This is a genomic window from Streptomyces sp. RFCAC02 (assembly GCF_004193175.1).
Taxonomy (GTDB): domain Bacteria; phylum Actinomycetota; class Actinomycetes; order Streptomycetales; family Streptomycetaceae; genus Streptomyces.
Genome location: NZ_SAUH01000001.1, coordinates 4,654,685 through 4,672,622, shown reverse-complemented (window position 1 = coordinate 4,672,622; position 17,938 = coordinate 4,654,685). Strand labels below are relative to the sequence as shown.

Sequence of the window (17,938 nt, the reverse complement as noted above, 5' to 3'; positions counted from 1 at the left end):
GCTCCTACTGGTATGTGGGGCCGGAGCCCCGGTCCGACCGGCCGGCCGTCGTACCGGCCTGGCGTCCCTGCTGAATTCCCCGGCGGAGGTTGGTCAGGCGGCCCCGGACGTCGTCCGGGCGACGCGAGACCGCCGGGCCCACCGGCGTGGCCTGCTGGTGCTGCTGCGCTGCGCCCGCCACGAGGTTCGCGCGGGGCACACGCCGGGGCAGGCCCGACGTGGTGACCCCGCCCGCGGAGGGCTGGCGGAGCTGCTCGGCCTGCCGCCAGCGTTCGTCGTTCGGGGACGAACGCCAGGGGGTGCCCGAACCACCGTCGCCGGACTCCCGCCGGGGGGCGGGGGCCTCGTCGGACCGGTGGCCGCCGGCTGCCGGCCCTGGCTGGGCGGGCCGCGCCGGCGCGGGCGCGTTCTGGGGGGACTGCCGGGAGCCCGCGGGCTCCCGCGAGGGCTGCGCCGGCGCTCCCGGCGCGCGACGGAGACCGAACCACGTGGTCTCCATCTCCTCGAAGATCGGTGTGCGCTCCGACGTCCTCGGGGTCTGGCGGGCGGACAGCGCGCTGCGCACGTCGTCCGGCCGCTCGTCCCTGGCGCGGGGCGCGGGCTCCTGGTGGCCCTGCCGGTCGCGGTGCGCCGGCGGGGCGAAGGCGGAGTCGTCGTCGTAGCCGGACGCCGCGGGCTCGGGCGCGCGGTAGCCGGAGTAGGCGCCGTCCTGGTAGCCGGGCTCGCGGTAGTCCTGGCCCTGGTAGTCCCGGGCGGCGCGGTCGTCGCCGCGGTAGCCGGGGTCCTGGGCCTGGCCCGCGTAGTCGGCGCCGCGGTAGTCGCGGTGCTGGGCGTCGTCCTGCGGGCCGGGCTCCCGGTAACCGCTGTCGCGGTGATCGGGGGTGGGGTAGCCCTGGTCCTGGTACTCCGGCGTGCGGTAGCCCGGGTCCTGATACGCCTGCTGCTGGTAGTCCGGCTCCTGATAGCCCTGGGCGCGGTAGTCCTGGCCCTGGTAGCCGGTCTGCTGACCGTCGCCGTACGGCTGGGCTGCGGGGAAGGCCCCGGTGTCGCCGGCCGGCTCCCCCGGGCGCGCCGGCGGGAAGCCGTACTCACCGGTGCGGGACGCCTCGTCGTCCTGCTGCGCCTGTGCCCTCGCCTGGCGTGCGGCGAACGCGTCGGCCATCGAGGAACGGCTCTGGTGCCCCTGGCCCGGCGCGTCGGCGCGCTGCGGGAAGCCGTCCGGGCCGACGGCGGGGAACTGCGCCGTACTGGCGGCCATGGAGTCGTGCTCGTCGTGGCCGCGGGGCTGGTCGCGGTCGGCGCGGGCGGCCGGTATTCGGCCGCTCTCGTCGGGCGCGCTGGCCCAGCTCGGCCGGTCGGCGCCGGGGCCGGCCGGCACCGGCGGCTCCGGGGCCTGCCGCGGGGGCGCGGGCGGTGCGGCCTGCGGGGGCGCGGGGAAGTCGTCGGGTGCCGGGGCGCCGGAGGCGCCGACCGGGCGCGAGGGCAGGGCCGGGCGGTCCGCGCGGCCGGTGACCTGGCCGCGGCCGTGCTCGGCGCGGTCGAGGCTGCGCTGCCAGCCGGGCGCGCGGTCGGTGTCGCCGGGGCGTCCGCCGCCGTCGCCGGCACCGCGGCCGGGCGGCTGCTCCCGCTCCAGGGTCGCGGTGGGCCGCCCGCCGGCCGCATCGGCGGGACGCGGGCGGAAGCCGCCGTTCGCCACGTCGGCGGGCAGCATGACGAGCGCGGTGGTGCCGCCGGAGTCGGACGGCCGCAGCTGGATGCGGATGCCGTGCCGCAGGGACAGCCGGCCGACCACGAACAGGCCCATGCGGCGGGAGACGGACACGTCAACCGTCGGCGGGTTGGCGAGGCGGTCGTTGATGTCGGCGAGGTCCTCGGGGGACAGGCCGATGCCGGTGTCGTGGATCTCCACAAGGACCCGGCCGTCGGGCAGCGCGTGACCGGTGACCTTGACCTTGGTCTGCGGCGAGGAGAACGAGGTGGCGTTCTCCAGCAGCTCGGCGAGCAGGTGCACGAGGTCGTTGACGACACGGCCGGCGACGTCCGTCTTCGGGACGGCCGACAGCTCGATGCGCTCGTACTGCTCCACCTCGGACGCGGCGGCGCGCAGCACGTCCACCAGGGGCACGGGACGCGTCCACCGGCGGCCCGGCTCCTCACCGGCGAGAACGAGGAGGTTCTCACCGTTGCGGCGCATGCGGGTCGCGAGGTGGTCGAGCTTGAACAGCGAGGAGAGCTGGTCGGGGTCGGCCTCGCGGGACTCCAGTTCGGAGATCAGCGAGAGCTGGCGCTGGATCAGGCCCTGGCTGCGGCGCGAGAGGTTGGTGAACATCGCGTTGACGTTGCCCCGGAGGAGGGCCTGCTCACCGGCGAGGCGGACCGCCTCGCGGTGGACGTCGTCGAACGCCTCGGCCACGCGGCCGATCTCGTCACGCGTGTAGACGCCGATCGGCTCGACGGAGGTGTCCACGTCCTCCGGCTCGGCCTCGGACATGCGCTTGACGACCTCGGGCAGCCGCTTGTGCGCGACCTCCTGGGCGGTCGTCTGCAGGCGGCGCAGCGAGCGGACCATGGACCGGGCGACGATGAACGCGCCGACCAGCGTGATGCCGAGGACGAGCAGGACGATGGCGCCGTTGAGGACGGCGTCGTCCTCCGCCTGGTCCTGCAGGTCGCGGGCCTTGGCGAGGAGTTCGTCCAGCAGCTGCTGCTGGATGCGGTCCATCGCCTCGATCTTGGTGCGGTCCTGGTCGAACCAGTTGAGGTAGGTGCGCGGCTGGCGGTCGATGCCCTCCTCGGCCGCGAAGACCTGCTGCGCGTACTGGTCGGCCTGGGTGATGCTGCCCTGGCCGCCGTTGAGGGGGGCGAGCAGCGCGTTGAGGTGGTCGCGGTCGCCGTCGTAGATGGCCTCGAAGCTGCCGAGTTTGGCGTCCTCGTTGAGCCAGTTGGTGCGGCCGTAGCGCCAGTCGCTCTCGGAGAGCTGGGTGACCTCGCCGTCGATCTCGCCCCGGGCGAGGCCGGCGGTGATGACGGCGCGCTGGATGGAGGCGTGCTCCTTGGCGGCGGCGAACGCGGCGAGGGCGCGGGTGGCGCGGATCATCTCGCCGTTGCCGGTGGCCTGGGCCATGTCCTGCGTGAGGCTGAGCAGGGACGTGATCATGTTGTTGTAGGACGAGATCGTCTGGGAGACGTAGTCCCGGTCCTGGTACGCGTCCTTGCGCACCGAGTCCAGCTCGCCGAGCTGGCTGCTGATGTCGTCGAGGCTGGACTGGATGCCGCGCATCGCCTCGTCGGTGTTGTCGATGCGCAGGGTGGCGTCACTGAACGAGTGACGGGCCTCGTCGGTGTCCTCGCGCGGACCGGCGATCTCGTCGCTGCGCGTGTCCATGCCGGTCATCAGCGGGCCGGCGGTGCGGTCGCGTTCCTCCTGGAGCGCGGTCGCGAGACGGGTGGCCTGCTCCGTCATGTCGGTCAGGAGCTGCATGTCGTCGAGCTGCTCGATGTCCGCGAGCGCCGTCTGCAGACGCAGGCCGCCGAGAATGGTCGCGGCGACCACGGGCAGCGCGACGAGGGACACGAGGCGCGTGCTGATGCGCCAGTTGCGCAGCGCGAGACGGGAGCCCGCCTGACTCGGGCGGCGCGGTGCCGACGGGGTGGCGGACGCGTCGTCGCCCGCCGCGGCGCCATCGGGCGCGGGGCGGTCGCCGTCCGCGGCGTCGCCCGGCGCGGCACCTGCCGAGGGCTCCCGGTCGGTCGCGCCGTCCGGCTCCGCATCCTCCGCAGCGCGGCCTTCCCTCTTGAAACGTCCCTGCACTAGCGTCGCAACCTCTGGACCTCAGCGCCCGTCGTGAAGACGGCGGGGCGGTGTCGAACCGGGGGCAGGCGGGAGCCGGCCCCGTTTCCGGTCGTTCGGGCAACCGACGCGTCCGACGGCCGGCCGGTGCGTGACGCCTGGCGCGCGTCCCTCACAGGGTGGCCGACCCGCGACGGTCCGTGGAATTCCAACACAGCCGCCGACCTGCAACAAGGCCCCGACGCAGAGCCGTGACCTGTATGACGCTGCGCAGACGCCCCGTCACCGGCAGTCGAACTCCCGTGTGGAGAAAACGGACTTTTGACCACCACAGCATCATCGAACAGGCACACGAGTCCCGCACACTCTCCGCCCGGCGCGCGGCAATAGCCGTCTATGCCCGATTCGCGACCCTCAACCGGTGTCCGATTCACGGCCTTTCCTCCGTCGGAAGTGAACAACGTCACAGCAAAGATGTGACGGTTCCTCAGCGCGAACGGGTAGGTGTCCTCTCTCCCTGGACAGCACGAAGCAGCCCCCGGACGACGGATGTCCGGGAGCTGCTGCTGCGCGACGGGAGCGGAAGGGCCTCAGCCCTGCCAGCTGTGGGGCGCGCGGAAGCCGGGCGTGCGCTCCAGGCGGCGCCACCCCGCGCTCGTGCGCGCGGGGGCTGCCGGCGCCACGGCCGTCCCGCGCGCCGCGCGGGACAGGAGCAGCGCGGTCACCGCGGCCAACTCCTCCGGGCTCGCCTGCCCCCGCTCGACGCGGACCAGCTTCGGGTCGGCGCTCGTCACATCGCTCATCGGGTTCCTCTCTCGGTCGGTCGGCTGCCGGTCGGATGCGCCGCGGCGGCGCGGCGGCTCACTGCGGCGGGTTGCCGTGCTTGCGGGCGGGCAGGTCGGCGTGCTTCGTGCGCAGCATCGCGAGGGTGGCGATCAGCACGGGCCGCGTCTCCGCCGGCTCGATGACGTCGTCGACAAGGCCGCGCTCGGCCGCGTAGTACGGGTGCATCAGCTCGGACTTGTACTCCCTGACCATGCGCGCCCGCATCGCCTCCGGGTCGTCGGCCGCGTTGATCTGCCGGCGGAAGATCACGTTGGCCGCGCCCTCGGCGCCCATGACGGCGATCTCGTTCGTCGGCCAGGCCAGCGTCACGTCGGCGCCGATCGTCTGCGAGTCCATCACGATGTACGCGCCGCCGTACGCCTTGCGCAGGACGACGGAGATCCGGGGCACCGTCGCGTTGCAGTACGCGTACAGCAGCTTCGCGCCGTGCCGGATGATGCCTCCGTGCTCCTGGTCCACGCCGGGCAGGAAGCCGGGCACGTCCAGCAGCGTGATGATCGGGATGTTGAACGCGTCGCACATCTGCACGAAGCGGGCGGCCTTCTCGGAGGCGTGGATGTCGAGCACGCCGGCCAGGGACTGCGGCTGGTTGGCGACGATGCCGACGACCTGGCCGTCGAGGCGGGCCAGGGCGCACAGGATGTTCTGCGCCCAGCGCTCGTGCACCTCCAGGAACTCGCCGTCGTCGACGATCTCCTCGATGACGGCCCGCATGTCGTACGGGCGGTTGCCGTCGGCCGGGACCAGGTCCACGAGCGTCTCGCAGCGGCGGTCCACCGGGTCCTTGGCGGGGATCGCGGGCGGATTCTCGCGGTTGTTGCTCGGCAGGAGGGACAGGAGGTAGCGGACCTCCTCGATGCACGTCTCCTCGTCGTCGTACGCGAAGTGCGCGACACCGGAGGTGCCCGCGTGCACGTCGGCGCCGCCGAGTCCGTTGTGCGACACCTCGGCGCCCGTCACCGCCTGGACGACGTCCGGGCCGGTGATGAACATCTGCGAGGTCTCGCGGACCATGAACACGAAGTCCGTGAGCGCCGGCGAGTACGCGGCACCCCCGGCGCACGGCCCGAGCATCACGGAGATCTGCGGGATCACGCCGGAGGCGCGCGTGTTGCGCTGGAAGATGCCGCCGTAACCGGCGAGCGCGGAGACGCCCTCCTGGATACGGGCGCCCGCGCCGTCGTTCAGCGAGACGAGGGGCGCGCCGGCCGCGATGGCCATGTCCATGATCTTGTGGATCTTCGCGGCGTGCACCTCGCCCAGCGCGCCGCCGAAGATGCGGAAGTCGTGCGCGTACACGAAGACCGGGCGGCCGTGGACCGTGCCGTGGCCGGTGACGACGCCGTCGGTGTAGGGGCGCTTGGCCTCCAGGCCGAAGCCGGTGGCCCGGTGCCGGCGCAGCATGCCGACCTCGTGGAACGAGCCCGCGTCGAGCAGGAGGTCGATCCGCTCCCGGGCGGTGAGCTTGCCCTTCGCGTGCTGCGCCTCGGTCGCCTTCTCGGAGGGACCGCGCAGCGCCTCGTCCCGGATCGCCCGCAGTTCCGCCACCCGGCCCCGGGCGTCGGGGGCCGCCTCGGCGGGAACGGACTCGGACTCGGAAAGATCGGTCATGTACAGACCCTACGAAACGGGGCGCGTGCGTGACCTCGTCAGATCCGTACAGTCCTGACCGCCGAATCATGGCTGCGCTGGACAGAACGGAGGGCGGCGCCACCCGTGCGTGCAGGGATGTGCCCCACCGGGTGACGGGGGCGCTGTGCGGTTCCCACAGCGCCCCCGCGCGGGGTCACTCGGCGGGCCGGAGGCCGGCGCGCAGCAGGCCGTAGGTGTAGGCGTCGTTCAGCGCCTGCCAGGAGGCGGCGATGACGTTGTCCGCGACACCCACGGTGGACCACTCCGTGGCACCGTCGCCGGTCGTGACGAGGACGCGTGTCGTGGACTGGGTGCCCTGCCGGCCCTCCAGGATGCGGACCTTGTAGTCCACGAGCTGGATACGGGCCAGCTCGGGGAAGGTCCGCTCCAGGCCCGCGCGCAGGGCGCGGTCGAGGGCGTCGACGGGGCCGTTGCCCTCGCCGGTGGCGATGACCCGCTCCCCCTTGGCCCACAGTTTGACGGTCGCCTCGTTCTCCGCGCCGCCGTCCGCCCGCTGGTCGGTGATCGTGCGCCACGACTCGAGCCGGAAGAAGCGCTGCGGCCCCTCGACGACCTCCTCGCGCAGGAGGAGTTCGAACGAGGCGTCGGCGGCCTCGTAGGTGAAGCCCTTCTGCTCCTGCTCCTTCACCCGGGCGACGATCCGGCCGACGAGGTCGCGGTCGCCGGCCAGGTCGTAGCCGAGCTCACGGCTCTTCAGCTCGATGGAGGCGCGGCCGGCCATGTCGGAGACCAGCATCCGCATCGAGTTGCCGACCAGCTCCGGGTCGATGTGCTGGTAGAGGTCGGGGTCGACCTTGATCGCAGAGGCGTGCAGGCCCGCCTTGTGGGCGAAGGCGGACACGCCGACGTACGGCTGATGCGTGGACGGGGTGAGGTTCACGACCTCGGCGATGGCGTGCGAGACGCGGGTCATCTCGGCCAGGGCTCCGGCGGGGAGGACACTGCGGCCGTACTTCAGCTCCAGGGCCGCCACGACGGGGAAGAGGTTCGCGTTGCCGACGCGCTCGCCGTACCCGTTGGCCGTGCACTGGACGTGGGTGGCGCCGCCGTCGACGGCCGCCAGGGTGTTCGCGACGGCGCAGCCGCTGTCGTCCTGCGCGTGGATGCCGACACGGGCGCCCGTGTCGGCGACCACGGTGCGGACCACGGCCTGCACCTGCGCGGGGAGCATGCCGCCGTTGGTGTCGCACAGGACGACGACGTCGGCGCCGGCGGAGGCGGCCGTGCGGACCACGTCGAGGGCGTAGCCGGGGTTGTCGGCGTAGCCGGCGAAGAAGTGCTCGCAGTCCAGGAACACGCGGCGGCCCCGCGCCCGCAGGTGGGAGACGGTGTCCCGGATCATGGCGAGGTTCTCGTCGAGCGTGGTGCGCAGCGCCAGCTCGACGTGCTTGTCGTGCGCCTTGGCGACGAGGCAGACGACCGGGGTCTCCGCGTCCAGCAGGGCCTGCACCAGCGGGTCCTCGGCGGCGGTCGTGCCGGCCCTGCGGGTCGCGCCGAACGCGACGAGCTGCGCGTGGCGCAGGGACAGCTCGGTGCGCGCGCGGCGGAAGAACTCGGTGTCCCTCGGGTTGGCGCCGGGCCAGCCGCCCTCGATGAAGCCGACGCCGAAGCCGTCGAGGTGGCGGGCGATGGTCAGCTTGTCGGCGACGGTGAGGTTGATGCCCTCGCGCTGGGCGCCGTCGCGCAGCGTCGTGTCGAACACGTGGAAGGCGTCGTCCGGAAGGGCGAGCTGGTCCGTGGCGTCGGTGGTCATGTCGGTCGGCTCCTGTCCGGGAGGGGTGCTCCGGAATCGGTGTGGGCGGCAGGGACGGGGGTCGGTGGGTCCGCGGTCGTGAGGGCCGGTCCGGACGTGGCGTGCTCCCGAAAACGAGAAAGACCTCTCGCGGGATGCGAGAGGTCTGCGCGCGGGTCTGGACACGGTGGCCGCCGCTGCCCGGGGCGGGCGTCGGCAACAGTCACTGCGGACCGGCGCGCTCGTCACCAATAATGATGGTGGTTGCAAGCACGGGGGCAGTGTGGCACAGGCGAACGCCCGTGCCACACGCCGTCTCACCATCCGGACGTCAGCCCACGCGGTGCAGCCAGCCGTGCCGGTCCTCGATCTCCCCGGTCTGGATGCCGACCAGCGTCTGGCGCAGGCGCATCGTGATCTCGCCGGGCTGTCCGTCGCCCACGGACCAGGAGGCGTCGGCCGACTTCACCGAGCCGACCGGAGTGATCACGGCGGCCGTGCCGCAGGCGAAGACCTCGCTGAACTCGCCGTCCTCGTTGCCGCGCCGCCAGTCCTCGGTGGAGATGCGCTCCTCGGCGGTGCCGTAGCCGAGGTCGGCGGCGATCGTCAGCAGGGAGTCGCGCGTCACGCCGGGCAGCAGCGTTCCGGTGAGCTGCGGCGTGACGACGGTGGCGGCGTCGCCGGTGCCCCGCACGAAGTACAGGTTCATGCCGCCCATCTCCTCGACCCAGCGGCGCTCCACGGCGTCGAGCCAGACGACCTGGTCGCAGCCCTGCCGGACGGCCTCGGCCTGCGCGAGGAAGGAGGCCGCGTAGTTGCCGCCGCACTTGGCCTCGCCGGTCCCGCCGGGGGCGGCCCGCACGTACTCCTTCGACAGCCAGACCGACACCGGGTTGACGCCGCGCGGGAAGTAGGCGCCGGCCGGGGAGGCGATCACCATGAAGAGGTACTCCTGCGCCGGGCGGTTGATGCCGAGGCCGACCTCGGTGGCGATCATGAAGGGCCGCAGGTAGAGGGACTGCTCGCCGCCCGAGGGCACCCAGTCGCCGTCCTGGGCGACGAGGACGTCGATCGCCTCGACGAAGGTCTCGACGGGCAGCTCCGGCATGCCGAGGCGGCGGGCCGAGCGGCGGAACCGCTCCGCGTTGGTCTCGGGCCGGAAGGTGGCGACGGAGCCGTCGGGCTGGCGGTACGCCTTGAGGCCCTCGAAGATCTCCTGGCCGTAGTGCAGGACCATCGTCGCCGGGTCGAGTTCGAGCGGCGCGTACGGCGTGAGCTGGGCGTCGTACCAGCCGCGGCCCTCGCTGTAGCGGATGGTGACCATGTGGTCGGTGAAGTGGCGACCGAAGCCGGGGTTGGCGAGAACGGCCTCGCGCTCCGCCGCCGGGGTCGGGTGGGCGGAGGGCTTGAGGTCGAAGGTGAGGCCGGATGCGGTGGTCATGGAGCGTCCTTCGGGTGCTCGGATGGTTGCTGCTGTGTGCGTGCGGGGGCGCACGGACCGGGTGCCCGTCGCCCGCTGCGGTAGTAGGACGTCCGAGCATTCGGGTGTGCCGCGGCCCCGTCGCGGAAGTCCTGCGGGGGGCGCGGCGCGCTGCGGAGGTGCGGTTCCCGGTGGGGAGCCTCGTCAAAATAGTCGCACCCGGCGGTCGGGATGCCCAGCCGCCGGGTGCGTGGCCGGCGGCATCCCGCCGCCGGGCGGGGTTCAGCCGGCCGCGCGGGCGGCGAGGGCGTCGCCCACGGCCGCGGTGGAGCGGGGCGTCGCGGCTTCGCGCTCGGCCAGGTCGGCGGAGACGGCGTCCTCGACCCGTACGGCCTCGGCCTCGTAGCCGAGGTGGCGCAGGAGGAGGGCCACGGACAGGACCGTCGCGGTGGGGTCGGCCTTGCCGGTGCCGGCGATGTCCGGCGCGGAGCCGTGCACCGGCTCGAACATCGACGGGAAGGTGCCGGCCGGGTTGATGTTGCCCGAGGCGGCGAGGCCGATGCCGCCGGTGACGGCCGCGGCCAGGTCGGTCAGGATGTCGCCGAACAGGTTGTCGGTGACGATCACGTCGAACCGCTCGGGCCGGGTGACCATGAAGATGGTGGCCGCGTCCACGTGCAGGTAGTCCGTGGTGACCTGCGGGTACTCGGCGCCGACGCGGTCGACGGTGTTCTTCCACAGGTGCCCGGCGTGGACCAGCACGTTGTTCTTGTGGACGAGGGTCAGCTTGCGGGCGGGGCGGGCGGCGGCGCGCTCGAAGGCGTCCCGCACGACGCGCTCGACGCCGTAGGCCGTGTTGATGCTGACCTCGGTGGCGACCTCGGCGGGGGTGCCGGTGCGCATGGAGCCGCCGTTGCCCACGTACGGGCCCTCGGTGCCCTCACGGACGACGACGAAGTCGATGTCGGGGCGGCCGGCGAGGGGGGTGGCCGTGTTGGGGAAGAGCTTGCTCGGGCGCAGGTTCACGTAATGGTCGAACGCGAACCTGAGCTTCAGCAGCAGGCCGCGCTCCAGGACGCCGGAGGGCACGGACGGGTCGCCGACCGCGCCGAGCAGGATCGCGTCGTGCCCCTTGAGGCGGTCGAGCTCCCCGTCGGTGAGGGTCTCACCGGTGGCGTGCCAGCGGCGGGCGCCGAGGTCGTAGGAGGTCGTCTCCAGCTTCACGTCCGAGGGGAGGACGGCGGTGAGGACCTTCAGTCCCTCGGCCACCACCTCGGGGCCGATGCCGTCGCCGGGGATCACCGCGAGATCGATACTGCGAGCCATGGGGGCGACCCTACGCCGCGTCCCAGAGGCCGACACACACCGTCCGCCATCCGGACAGTCGGATGACGGACGGCGGGGTGCGTCGGGGGGCCGGTCAGGAGAGGAGGGCGCCGCCGTTGTCCCGGCGGTCGAGGGCGCGCTGAAGGGCCGCGGCGGCGTGCCGGCGGCTGGCGTCACGGGCGGCGCGATCGGCCGCGCGGGCACGGCCGATGGCCGAGCCGGGTTCGGACACTCGCCTGGTGAGAGGTGCGTGCGGCATGACGGATCAACTCCCGGATGGGGGTCCTGTGGCGGCTGGGGCGACTGTGCCCTGAGTACAACCTCCACAAAAATAGCGGCCGTCCGGCGTGATGTCTCGCCAAATACATGAGCGTCCTACTATCCGAGACGACGCGTGACCGGATCAGGCCATGTGCGGATAGCGGTACTCGGTCGGCGGGTCGAGCGTCTCCTTGATCGCGCGCGGCGACACCCACCTCAACAGGTTGAACTTCGACCCCGCCTTGTCGTTCGTCCCCGACAACCGCGCGCCGCCGAACGGCTGCTGGCCGACGATCGATCCGGTGGGCCGGTCGTTGACGTAGAAGTTGCCGGCGGCGAAGCGCAGCCGTTCGGCGAGCCCGGCGATCACGGCGCGGTCGCGGGCGAACACGGCACCCGTCAGCGCGTAGCCGGAGACGGACTCCATCTGGTCGACCACCGCGTCGAACCGGTCGTCGTCGAACACGTGCACGGCGATGATCGGCCCGAAGTATTCGGTGCGGAAGACGTCGTTCCCCGGATCCGAACAGGTCAGGACCGTCGGGCGGACGAACCAGCCCACCGAGTCGTCCCACGTGCCGCCCGCGACGATCTCGCACGCCGGGTCGGCCTTCGCCCGCTCGATCGCCGCCGTGGCCTTCGCGAACGCGCGGGCGTCGATGACGGCGCCCATGAAGTGCGACAGGTCCGTCGGGTCCCCCACGCTCAGGCCCTCGGTCTCGGCGACCAGCGCGTCCCGCAGGCCGCCCTCCCACAGGGAGCGGGGCACGTACGCGCGCGAGGCCGCCGAGCATTTCTGGCCCTGGTACTCGAACGCGCCGCGCGTGATCGCGGTCCGCACGGCCGCCGGGTCCGCGCTCGGGTGGACCACGATGAAGTCCTTGCCGCCGGTCTCGCCGACGACGCGCGGGTAGCCGCGGTACCGGTCGAGGTGCGCGCCGACCTCCCGCCACAGGTGGCGGAACGTCGCGGTGGAGCCCGTGAAGTGGATGCCGGCCAGCTCGGGATGCGGCAGGGCCGCATCCGAGACGGCGCGGCCGTCGCCCGTCACCAGGTTGATGACACCCGGGGGCAGGCCCGCCTCCTCCAGGAGCCGCATGAGGAGGACCGCCGAGTGGGTCTGCGTGGGCGACGGCTTCCACACCACGACGTTGCCCATGAGCGCCGGCGCGGTGGGCAGGTTGCCCGCGATGGCGGTGAAGTTGAACGGCGTGATGGCGTAGACGAAGCCTTCGAGGGGGCGGTAGTCCATCCGGTTCCACACGCCCCGCGCCTGCGCGGGCGGCTGTTCGGCCAGCAGCTCGCGGGCGAAGTGCACGTTGAAACGCCAGAAGTCGACCAGCTCGCACGGCGCGTCGATCTCCGCCTGCTGCGCCGTCTTCGACTGCCCGAGCATCGTCGAGGCGGCGATGGTCTCGCGCCACGGCCCCGCCAGCAGCTCGGCGGCCTTCAGCAGGACGGCGGCGCGGTCGTCGAACGACAGGGCGCGCCAGGCCGGCGCCGCCGCGAGGGCCGCGTCGACGGCGTCCCGCGCGTCCTGCGCCGTGGCCTCCCCGAAGGTGCCGAGCACGGCCCGGTGGTTGTGGGGCTGGACGACGTCGACGCGCGCGCCGCCGCCCATGCGGCGCACGCCTCCGATCGTCATCGGCAGGTCGACCGGGTTCCCGGCCAGCTCGCGGAGCTTCGCCGTGAGCCGGTCGCGTTCGGGCGAACCGGGCGCGTAGGAGTGCACCGGTTCGTTCACCGGCGCGGGGACATGCGTCACTGCGTCCATGCCTGGGGGCTCCTTCTCGGGAATCGGTGGGGTGAGGACGGCGGTCAGCGGCGGGAGACGAGGGAGCGGAGGAAGAACGCCAGATTCGCGGGGCGTTCGGCCAGACGGCGGGTGAAGTAGCCGTACCAGTCGGTGCCGTAGGGCACGTAGACGCGCACCCGGTGCCCCAGCGCGGCGAGACGGGCCTGCTCCTGCGGACGGATGCCGTACAGCATCTGGAACTCGTACCCGTCGCCCGGCAGCCCCGCGCGCCGCGCGACGGACTGGGCCACGGCGATGAGGCGCGGGTCGTGCGTCGCCACCATGGCGTACGCCCCGCCCTCCATCAGCGCGCGCAGACAGCGGACGTACGCCAGGTCCACGGCGGCCCGCCGCTGGTGCGCGACGGTGGGCGGCTCGCGGTAGGCGCCCTTCACCAGCCGGACGCGGGCACCGGACGCGGCGAGCGCGCGGCAGTCCGCCTCGGCGCGGAACAGGTACGCCTGCACGGCGACACCGGTCGCGGGGAACCGTTCCCGCAACGCGGCGAGGACCGCGAGCGTCGACTCGGTCGTGGTGTGGTCCTCGGCGTCCAGCGTCACGGTCGTGCCGGCCCGGTCGGCCGCCTCGACCACGGGCAGCACCGCGCGCAGCGCGATGTCGTGGCCGCCGGGCAGCGCCTGGCCGAACGCCGACAGCTTGACGGACATCTCCACCCGGTCGCCGCGCCCCGCGCCGGCCAGCGCGTCCGCGAGCGCGAGGTAGGCGTCCCGGGCGCGCAGGGCCGCCGCCGCGTCGGAGACGTTCTCGCCGAGATGGTCGAAGGTGACGGTGAGACCGTCCCCGGTCAGCCGGTCCGCGGTCGCGACGGCCTGGTCGAGCCGTTCCCCGGGGACGAAACGCTCCACCACGGGACGGGTGACGGGCGCGGACGAGACGAGGCGGCGTATGCCGTCGCTGCGCGCTGCCGCCAGCAGGACGGGTCCCAGCATCAGTGCCTCCACGGAGGGGAAAGCGGCGTATGTCCCGACGGTAGGCAGCCCGGGCTCCCCCGGCCATCGACAGGTGTCCCGGCAGCCGCGACCATCCCTCGTACGGATGTATGGGACCGCGCGGGCGGAGGGGCGGAGGAGGTGGCGGAGTGACGGCGGGCAACGGGTACCAGGCACTCGTCGACGAGGTGTGCGCCCTGCTCGGGTCGCCGGTGACGCTGGAGGGGCGCGACTTCGCGCTGATCGCGTACGGGGCGCACGACAGCGCGGACGACCCCGTCATGGACCCGGTGCGCACGCGGTCGATCCTCAGCCGGCGGTCCACCGCCGCGGTGCGCTCCTACTTCGAGGGGTTCGGCATCGCGCGGGCGGCGGGCCCCGTCCGCATCCCGCCGGCGCCGGCGGCGGGGGTGCGGACCGGCCGGCTGTGCCTTCCGGTGCGGCACGCGGGCGTCGTGCACGGGTACATCTGGCTGCTCGACGACGGCGCGACGGCGCCGGACGACCCGCGGCTCGCCCGCGCGGCCGCCATCGCCGACCGGATCGGCGCGCTGCTCGCGGCCGAGGCGCGCGCGGGCGCGCGGCTCGGGGCACTGCTGCGCGCCGCGCTGGCGTCGCCCGCCGGGGAACGGGCGCTGGCCGCCGCGCTGGGTCCGGTGGCGGAGGGGCCGCTGACGCTGGTGGCCGTCACGCCGTGGCCCGGGGAGCAGGACCCGCCGGCCGGGCTCGCGGGCGTTCTGGCGCTGGCGGCGCCCGTGCTGCCGGCGGATGCCGGCGACGGTGCGGACGGTGCCCTCGCGGTGCTCGTCAGACCGGGCGGCGCCCGCGCGCTGGCGGCGCGTGTCGTCTCCGGGCGGAACGGCGGGCCGGCGGCGGGCGTCGGCGGCCCGCGGGAGGGAGTCGGGGGGCTCGCGGACTGCTGGCGGGAGGCGGTGGCGGCGGCGCGGGCGGCCGGCGCGGAGGACCGGTTCGGCGGCGTCGCGGAGTGGGCCGGCCTCGGACCGTACCGGCTGCTGACGGCGCTCGCGTCCGTCCCGGCCGCCGCGGCACGGCCCGATCCGGCGGTGGCACGGCTGCTGACGCCCGGACACCGGGAACTCGCCAGGACGGCCGAGGCGTTCCTCGACCACGCGGGCCGTGCGGCGCGGACGGCGGCGGCCCTCGGCATCCACCGGCAGACGCTCTACTACCGCATCGACCGGATCGAACGGCTCACCGGCCTCGACCTGGCCGACGGGGAGGACCGGCTGCTGCTGCACATGGCGCTGAAGACGGCCCGCCTGGCCGGCCACGGCGGGGACGCCGGCTGACGGGCGGGGCGCGACGATCCACCGCCCACACCCTCGTCCTCCTTTCGGGTGTTTTCACGACGATTCCCCCGTATGGATGCCTCGGCAGCCAGATGATTCCCCTGGGTCGTCCTCCCGCGGCCCGAGGAAGGATGGTGGGCACACCGATGAGTGCGAAGCGACGAACGGTCCTGGGCGCCGCCATGGCCACCCCCCTGCTGGCCCGGTTCGCCGGGACGGCGTCCGGCGCCGCCGCGGACGACACCTGGGGCACGGTCTCCGACGGCTGGGTCGAGATCCGCTGGACCGCCGAGGCCCAGGCCGAGCTGAACCGGCTCGGGGCCGTGGTCGAGGCCACGGCCCCGGCCCTGCTGATCACGGACTCCGGCGATCCGGGGGTGCGGTTTCCCGTGCGCTCCGGCAGCGGTGATCCGTCGCTGACCGACCTCCCGGCGGCGCGGGGCGAGGGCGCCCTCGACGGCGGGCTCACCGTCCGCGCGCGGAACGGCGTCCTGCGCGTCGAGAGCCTGGAGAGCGTCCTGCGGGACGGCGTCGCCTCGGGCACCTGCGTCGTCAACGGCGTCGACGTCGGGCACCGCGCGCTGTTCCGGTGCGGCCTCGCCGACGGCGTGCTGAGCACCGAGAACGTGCCGGTCGGCAGCCCGATGAGGGTGCGCGTCGGCGAGGTGCCGCTGCACGCCACCCAGGAGCTGCTGGACGCGTACACCGAGAGCTTCGGTGCGCCGCTGGTCACCGCCGACACCCTGCTGGCGCGCGTCACCGCGGAGGGGCTGTACACCCCGCCGGGAGCGTGACGCCCGGGCCGGCCCCATTCTTCAGGACGTCCGGGCCGGCTCCTCCCGGCCGTCGGCGGGACCGGCCGGGCCGGGCAGTGTGCCGCCGAACCGGCGCTGGCGGCCCGCGTACACCGCGACCGCCTCCCGCAACTGCGCCAGGCCGAAGTCGGGCCACGGCGCCGGGTCGAAGACCAGCTCGGCGTAGGCGAGGTGCCAGGGCAGGAAGTTGCTGATGCGCTGCTCGCCCGAGGTGCGGATCAGCAGGTCGACGTCCGGGAGGCCGGGCACGTACAGGTGCCGGGCCAGGTCGGCGGCGCCGATGTCCTCGGGCCGGATCGTCCCCGCGACGGCCTCGGCGGCCAACGCCTGGGCGGCCCGCACCAGCTCTTCCCGGCCCCCGTAGTCGACGCAGACGGTGAGCGTAAGCGCGTCGTTGTTCGACGTCATGCTCTCCAGCAGCGCCAGGGCGGACGCCAGCGACGGATCGAGGCGGTCCCTGCGCCCGCACCAGCGGACCCGTACGCCGAGGCCGTGCAGCCACTCGGTGCCCCGGGCGATGCCGTCGGCCATGGTGTCGAACAGGGTGGCCAGCTCGTCCCGGGAGCGGTCCCAGTTCTCGGTGGAGAAGGCGTAGATGCTCAGGTTCCGGATGCCCAGCCGGAGGGCGCCGTTGACCAGGCGCATCGCGGCGGACTCGCCGGCCTGGTGACCGCGGGCGGTCGGCAGGCCCCGCCGCACGGCCCACCGCCGGTTGCCGTCCATGATCACCGCGACATGGCCCGGCACGGGACCCGCGTGCCGCCACGGCGGGCGGCGGCGCACCGCGCCCCGCTCCGCCAGGGGGTCGACGCCGTCGGCGAAGACCCGGCCGCGCCGTAGCACGACCTCGTCGAACTGCAACTGCGCGCCGAGGACGACGGCGTGCAGGAAGGGCTGGTACTCGATGTCCACCATCCCCGTCACCGGCGCCGCCCGCTCCAGCAGGTCCCGCCAGCGGCCGAGCTGGACCTCGACCAGCGCGTCCCGCTCCTCCCGGCGGCCGGGGCGCCGGAGGTCGTCCGGGGTGAGCCCGGCGTGCCGCAGGTCGGCGCGCGGCAGGTAGCAGCGGCCGGCGGCGAGGTCGGCCGGCAGGTCCTCGAAGATGTCGACCAGGTGGCACACCTCCCCCAGCAGGGACAGCAGGGCCGGTGCGCCGGGAGCGGCGGCGCCCAGCAGCGGCGCGCACATCTCGCTGGTCGTGCCCGAGATGCCCCGCAGGACACGCCGCAGGTCAGCGAACGTTTCGGGGGCGGGCGGGACGGCGCAGTCGGCTCGCATCGTGTCGAGGAACTCCTCCACCAGTGCGTGGTCGATCTCCCACCGTGCCACCGTGTCCACGAACGCCCTGCGCAGCGGGTGCCGGCTGTGGCCTGCGCCCAAATCCCGCAGCGTCGCGGAGCGCCAGCGGGCGAACCGCCGCTCACGGCCCTCCTTCGTCCCGCGCCTGTCGGCGATGTGGTCGCTGCGCACCGTGAAGCCGATCACCGCGTGGACATGCGGGCGGATCGCGGCGGGCAGCAGCGTGATCGCCCGCGACATCGGTGTCAGGAACCGCTCGGTCTCCGCGGCGCACGCCTCGTAGGACGCCCGCAGCTCCGGCGGGTGGATGAGCGGCGTTTCGTTCCCCGGCATGCCTGGACCTCCCCGTCCATCACGCGGCCACGGGGGCGAGTCCCCGGCCCGCGGCGGGGGTGGCACTCCCCCACCGGTCCTAACGACTCACCGGCCGACCGGTGCCGTCCCGGCGGAAGGGCATGACGGGCGGTGGGCCGGTGAGCCACCGCCCGCGCCCGGCAGGGGGAAAACGATGCACGGCTGCCCGACCCGGGTGGTGCAAGGCCAGGAGCCGTCCGGGGAAAACGTTGCACCATACGGTCACCGGGTACGCCGGGGGCAGCCGCGGTTCCGCGGACGACCGGGGACGGCAGCCGGTATCGCCCAGCGACTCGCCCGTGTGGGGGAGTTGAGTGCCGAAGCACCGCGCTCGACGAGCAGTGCCCGCCGCCGCTGAGGAAATCGATGCACGAGAGCCGGATGGCC

The 17,938-nt window shown here is 73.8% G+C and carries 12 protein-coding genes; 2 read left to right on the top strand and 10 right to left on the bottom strand.

Annotated elements, in window-relative coordinates:
* Positions 1-4: 4 nt before the first annotated feature.
* The 9 genes from EMA09_RS21695 to EMA09_RS21660 form a co-directional block, all read right to left on the bottom strand.
* A complete protein-coding gene (locus EMA09_RS21695; RefSeq protein ID WP_129842658.1) occupies positions 5-3,811 on the bottom strand; it encodes a nitrate- and nitrite sensing domain-containing protein in 3,807 nt (1,268 codons plus the stop codon).
* Between the two features lie 569 nt (positions 3,812-4,380).
* Positions 4,381-4,593 (bottom strand): acyl-CoA carboxylase subunit epsilon, encoded by a 213-nt coding sequence (locus tag EMA09_RS21690; protein ID WP_129842657.1) that lies wholly within the window; start codon positions 4,591-4,593, stop codon positions 4,381-4,383.
* Positions 4,594-4,651: 58 nt separating this feature from the next.
* Positions 4,652-6,247, bottom strand: a complete 1,596-nt coding sequence (locus EMA09_RS21685) for an acyl-CoA carboxylase subunit beta (RefSeq protein WP_129842656.1) — start codon at positions 6,245-6,247, stop codon at positions 4,652-4,654.
* Positions 6,248-6,422: 175 nt separating this feature from the next.
* Positions 6,423-8,042 (bottom strand): citramalate synthase, encoded by a 1,620-nt coding sequence (gene cimA, locus EMA09_RS21680; protein WP_129842655.1) that lies wholly within the window; start codon positions 8,040-8,042, stop codon positions 6,423-6,425.
* A 310-nt stretch (positions 8,043-8,352) separates the two neighbouring features.
* Complete coding sequence (locus EMA09_RS21675) at positions 8,353-9,462, bottom strand: branched-chain amino acid aminotransferase (RefSeq protein WP_129842654.1); 1,110 nt, start codon at positions 9,460-9,462, stop codon at positions 8,353-8,355.
* A 261-nt stretch (positions 9,463-9,723) separates the two neighbouring features.
* Complete coding sequence (locus EMA09_RS21670) at positions 9,724-10,767, bottom strand: 3-isopropylmalate dehydrogenase (RefSeq protein ID WP_129842653.1); 1,044 nt, start codon at positions 10,765-10,767, stop codon at positions 9,724-9,726.
* 94 nt (positions 10,768-10,861) lie between these two features.
* Complete coding sequence (locus EMA09_RS28480) at positions 10,862-11,026, bottom strand: hypothetical protein (RefSeq protein ID WP_168220596.1); 165 nt, start codon at positions 11,024-11,026, stop codon at positions 10,862-10,864.
* A 144-nt stretch (positions 11,027-11,170) separates the two neighbouring features.
* Positions 11,171-12,802 carry an L-glutamate gamma-semialdehyde dehydrogenase gene (gene pruA / locus EMA09_RS21665; RefSeq protein WP_129842652.1) on the bottom strand — a complete coding sequence of 544 codons (1,632 nt, stop codon included), beginning with the start codon at positions 12,800-12,802 and terminating at the stop codon, positions 11,171-11,173.
* A 44-nt stretch (positions 12,803-12,846) separates the two neighbouring features.
* Positions 12,847-13,773 carry a proline dehydrogenase family protein gene (locus EMA09_RS21660; protein ID WP_129842651.1) on the bottom strand — a complete coding sequence of 309 codons (927 nt, stop codon included), beginning with the start codon at positions 13,771-13,773 and terminating at the stop codon, positions 12,847-12,849.
* 110 nt (positions 13,774-13,883) lie between these two features.
* On the opposite strand from EMA09_RS21660, the gene EMA09_RS21655 reads away from it, so the two are divergent.
* Positions 13,884-15,083, top strand: a complete 1,200-nt coding sequence (locus EMA09_RS21655; RefSeq protein WP_129842650.1) for a helix-turn-helix domain-containing protein — start codon at positions 13,884-13,886, stop codon at positions 15,081-15,083.
* Between the two features lie 146 nt (positions 15,084-15,229).
* On the top strand, positions 15,230-15,877 hold the full coding sequence (locus tag EMA09_RS21650; protein WP_129842649.1) for a hypothetical protein: 648 nt from the start codon (positions 15,230-15,232) through the stop codon (positions 15,875-15,877).
* Between the two features lie 21 nt (positions 15,878-15,898).
* Here the strand turns inward: EMA09_RS21650 and uppS are convergent, their stop codons facing one another.
* A complete protein-coding gene (gene uppS, locus EMA09_RS21645; protein WP_129842648.1) occupies positions 15,899-17,530 on the bottom strand; it encodes a polyprenyl diphosphate synthase in 1,632 nt (543 codons plus the stop codon).
* Positions 17,531-17,938: the final 408 nt, after the last annotated feature.

Excerpts from the sequence above, each read along its gene's own strand:
- EMA09_RS21690 (WP_129842657.1), bottom strand. The coding sequence starts at position 4,593 with ATGAGCGATGTGACGAGCGCCGACCCGAAGCTGGTCCGCGTCGAGCGG.
- EMA09_RS21685 (WP_129842656.1), bottom strand. The coding sequence starts at position 6,247 with ATGACCGATCTTTCCGAGTCCGAGTCCGTTCCCGCCGAGGCGGCCCCC.
- cimA (WP_129842655.1), bottom strand. The coding sequence starts at position 8,042 with ATGACCACCGACGCCACGGACCAGCTCGCCCTTCCGGACGACGCCTTC.
- EMA09_RS21675 (WP_129842654.1), bottom strand. The coding sequence starts at position 9,462 with ATGACCACCGCATCCGGCCTCACCTTCGACCTCAAGCCCTCCGCCCAC.
- EMA09_RS21670 (WP_129842653.1), bottom strand. The coding sequence starts at position 10,767 with ATGGCTCGCAGTATCGATCTCGCGGTGATCCCCGGCGACGGCATCGGC.
- EMA09_RS28480 (WP_168220596.1), bottom strand. The coding sequence starts at position 11,026 with ATGCCGCACGCACCTCTCACCAGGCGAGTGTCCGAACCCGGCTCGGCC.
- pruA (WP_129842652.1), bottom strand. The coding sequence starts at position 12,802 with ATGGACGCAGTGACGCATGTCCCCGCGCCGGTGAACGAACCGGTGCAC.
- EMA09_RS21660 (WP_129842651.1), bottom strand. The coding sequence starts at position 13,773 with ATGCTGGGACCCGTCCTGCTGGCGGCAGCGCGCAGCGACGGCATACGC.
- EMA09_RS21655 (WP_129842650.1), top strand. The coding sequence starts at position 13,884 with ATGGGACCGCGCGGGCGGAGGGGCGGAGGAGGTGGCGGAGTGACGGCG.
- EMA09_RS21650 (WP_129842649.1), top strand. The coding sequence starts at position 15,230 with ATGAGTGCGAAGCGACGAACGGTCCTGGGCGCCGCCATGGCCACCCCC.
- uppS (WP_129842648.1), bottom strand. The coding sequence starts at position 17,530 with ATGCCGGGGAACGAAACGCCGCTCATCCACCCGCCGGAGCTGCGGGCG.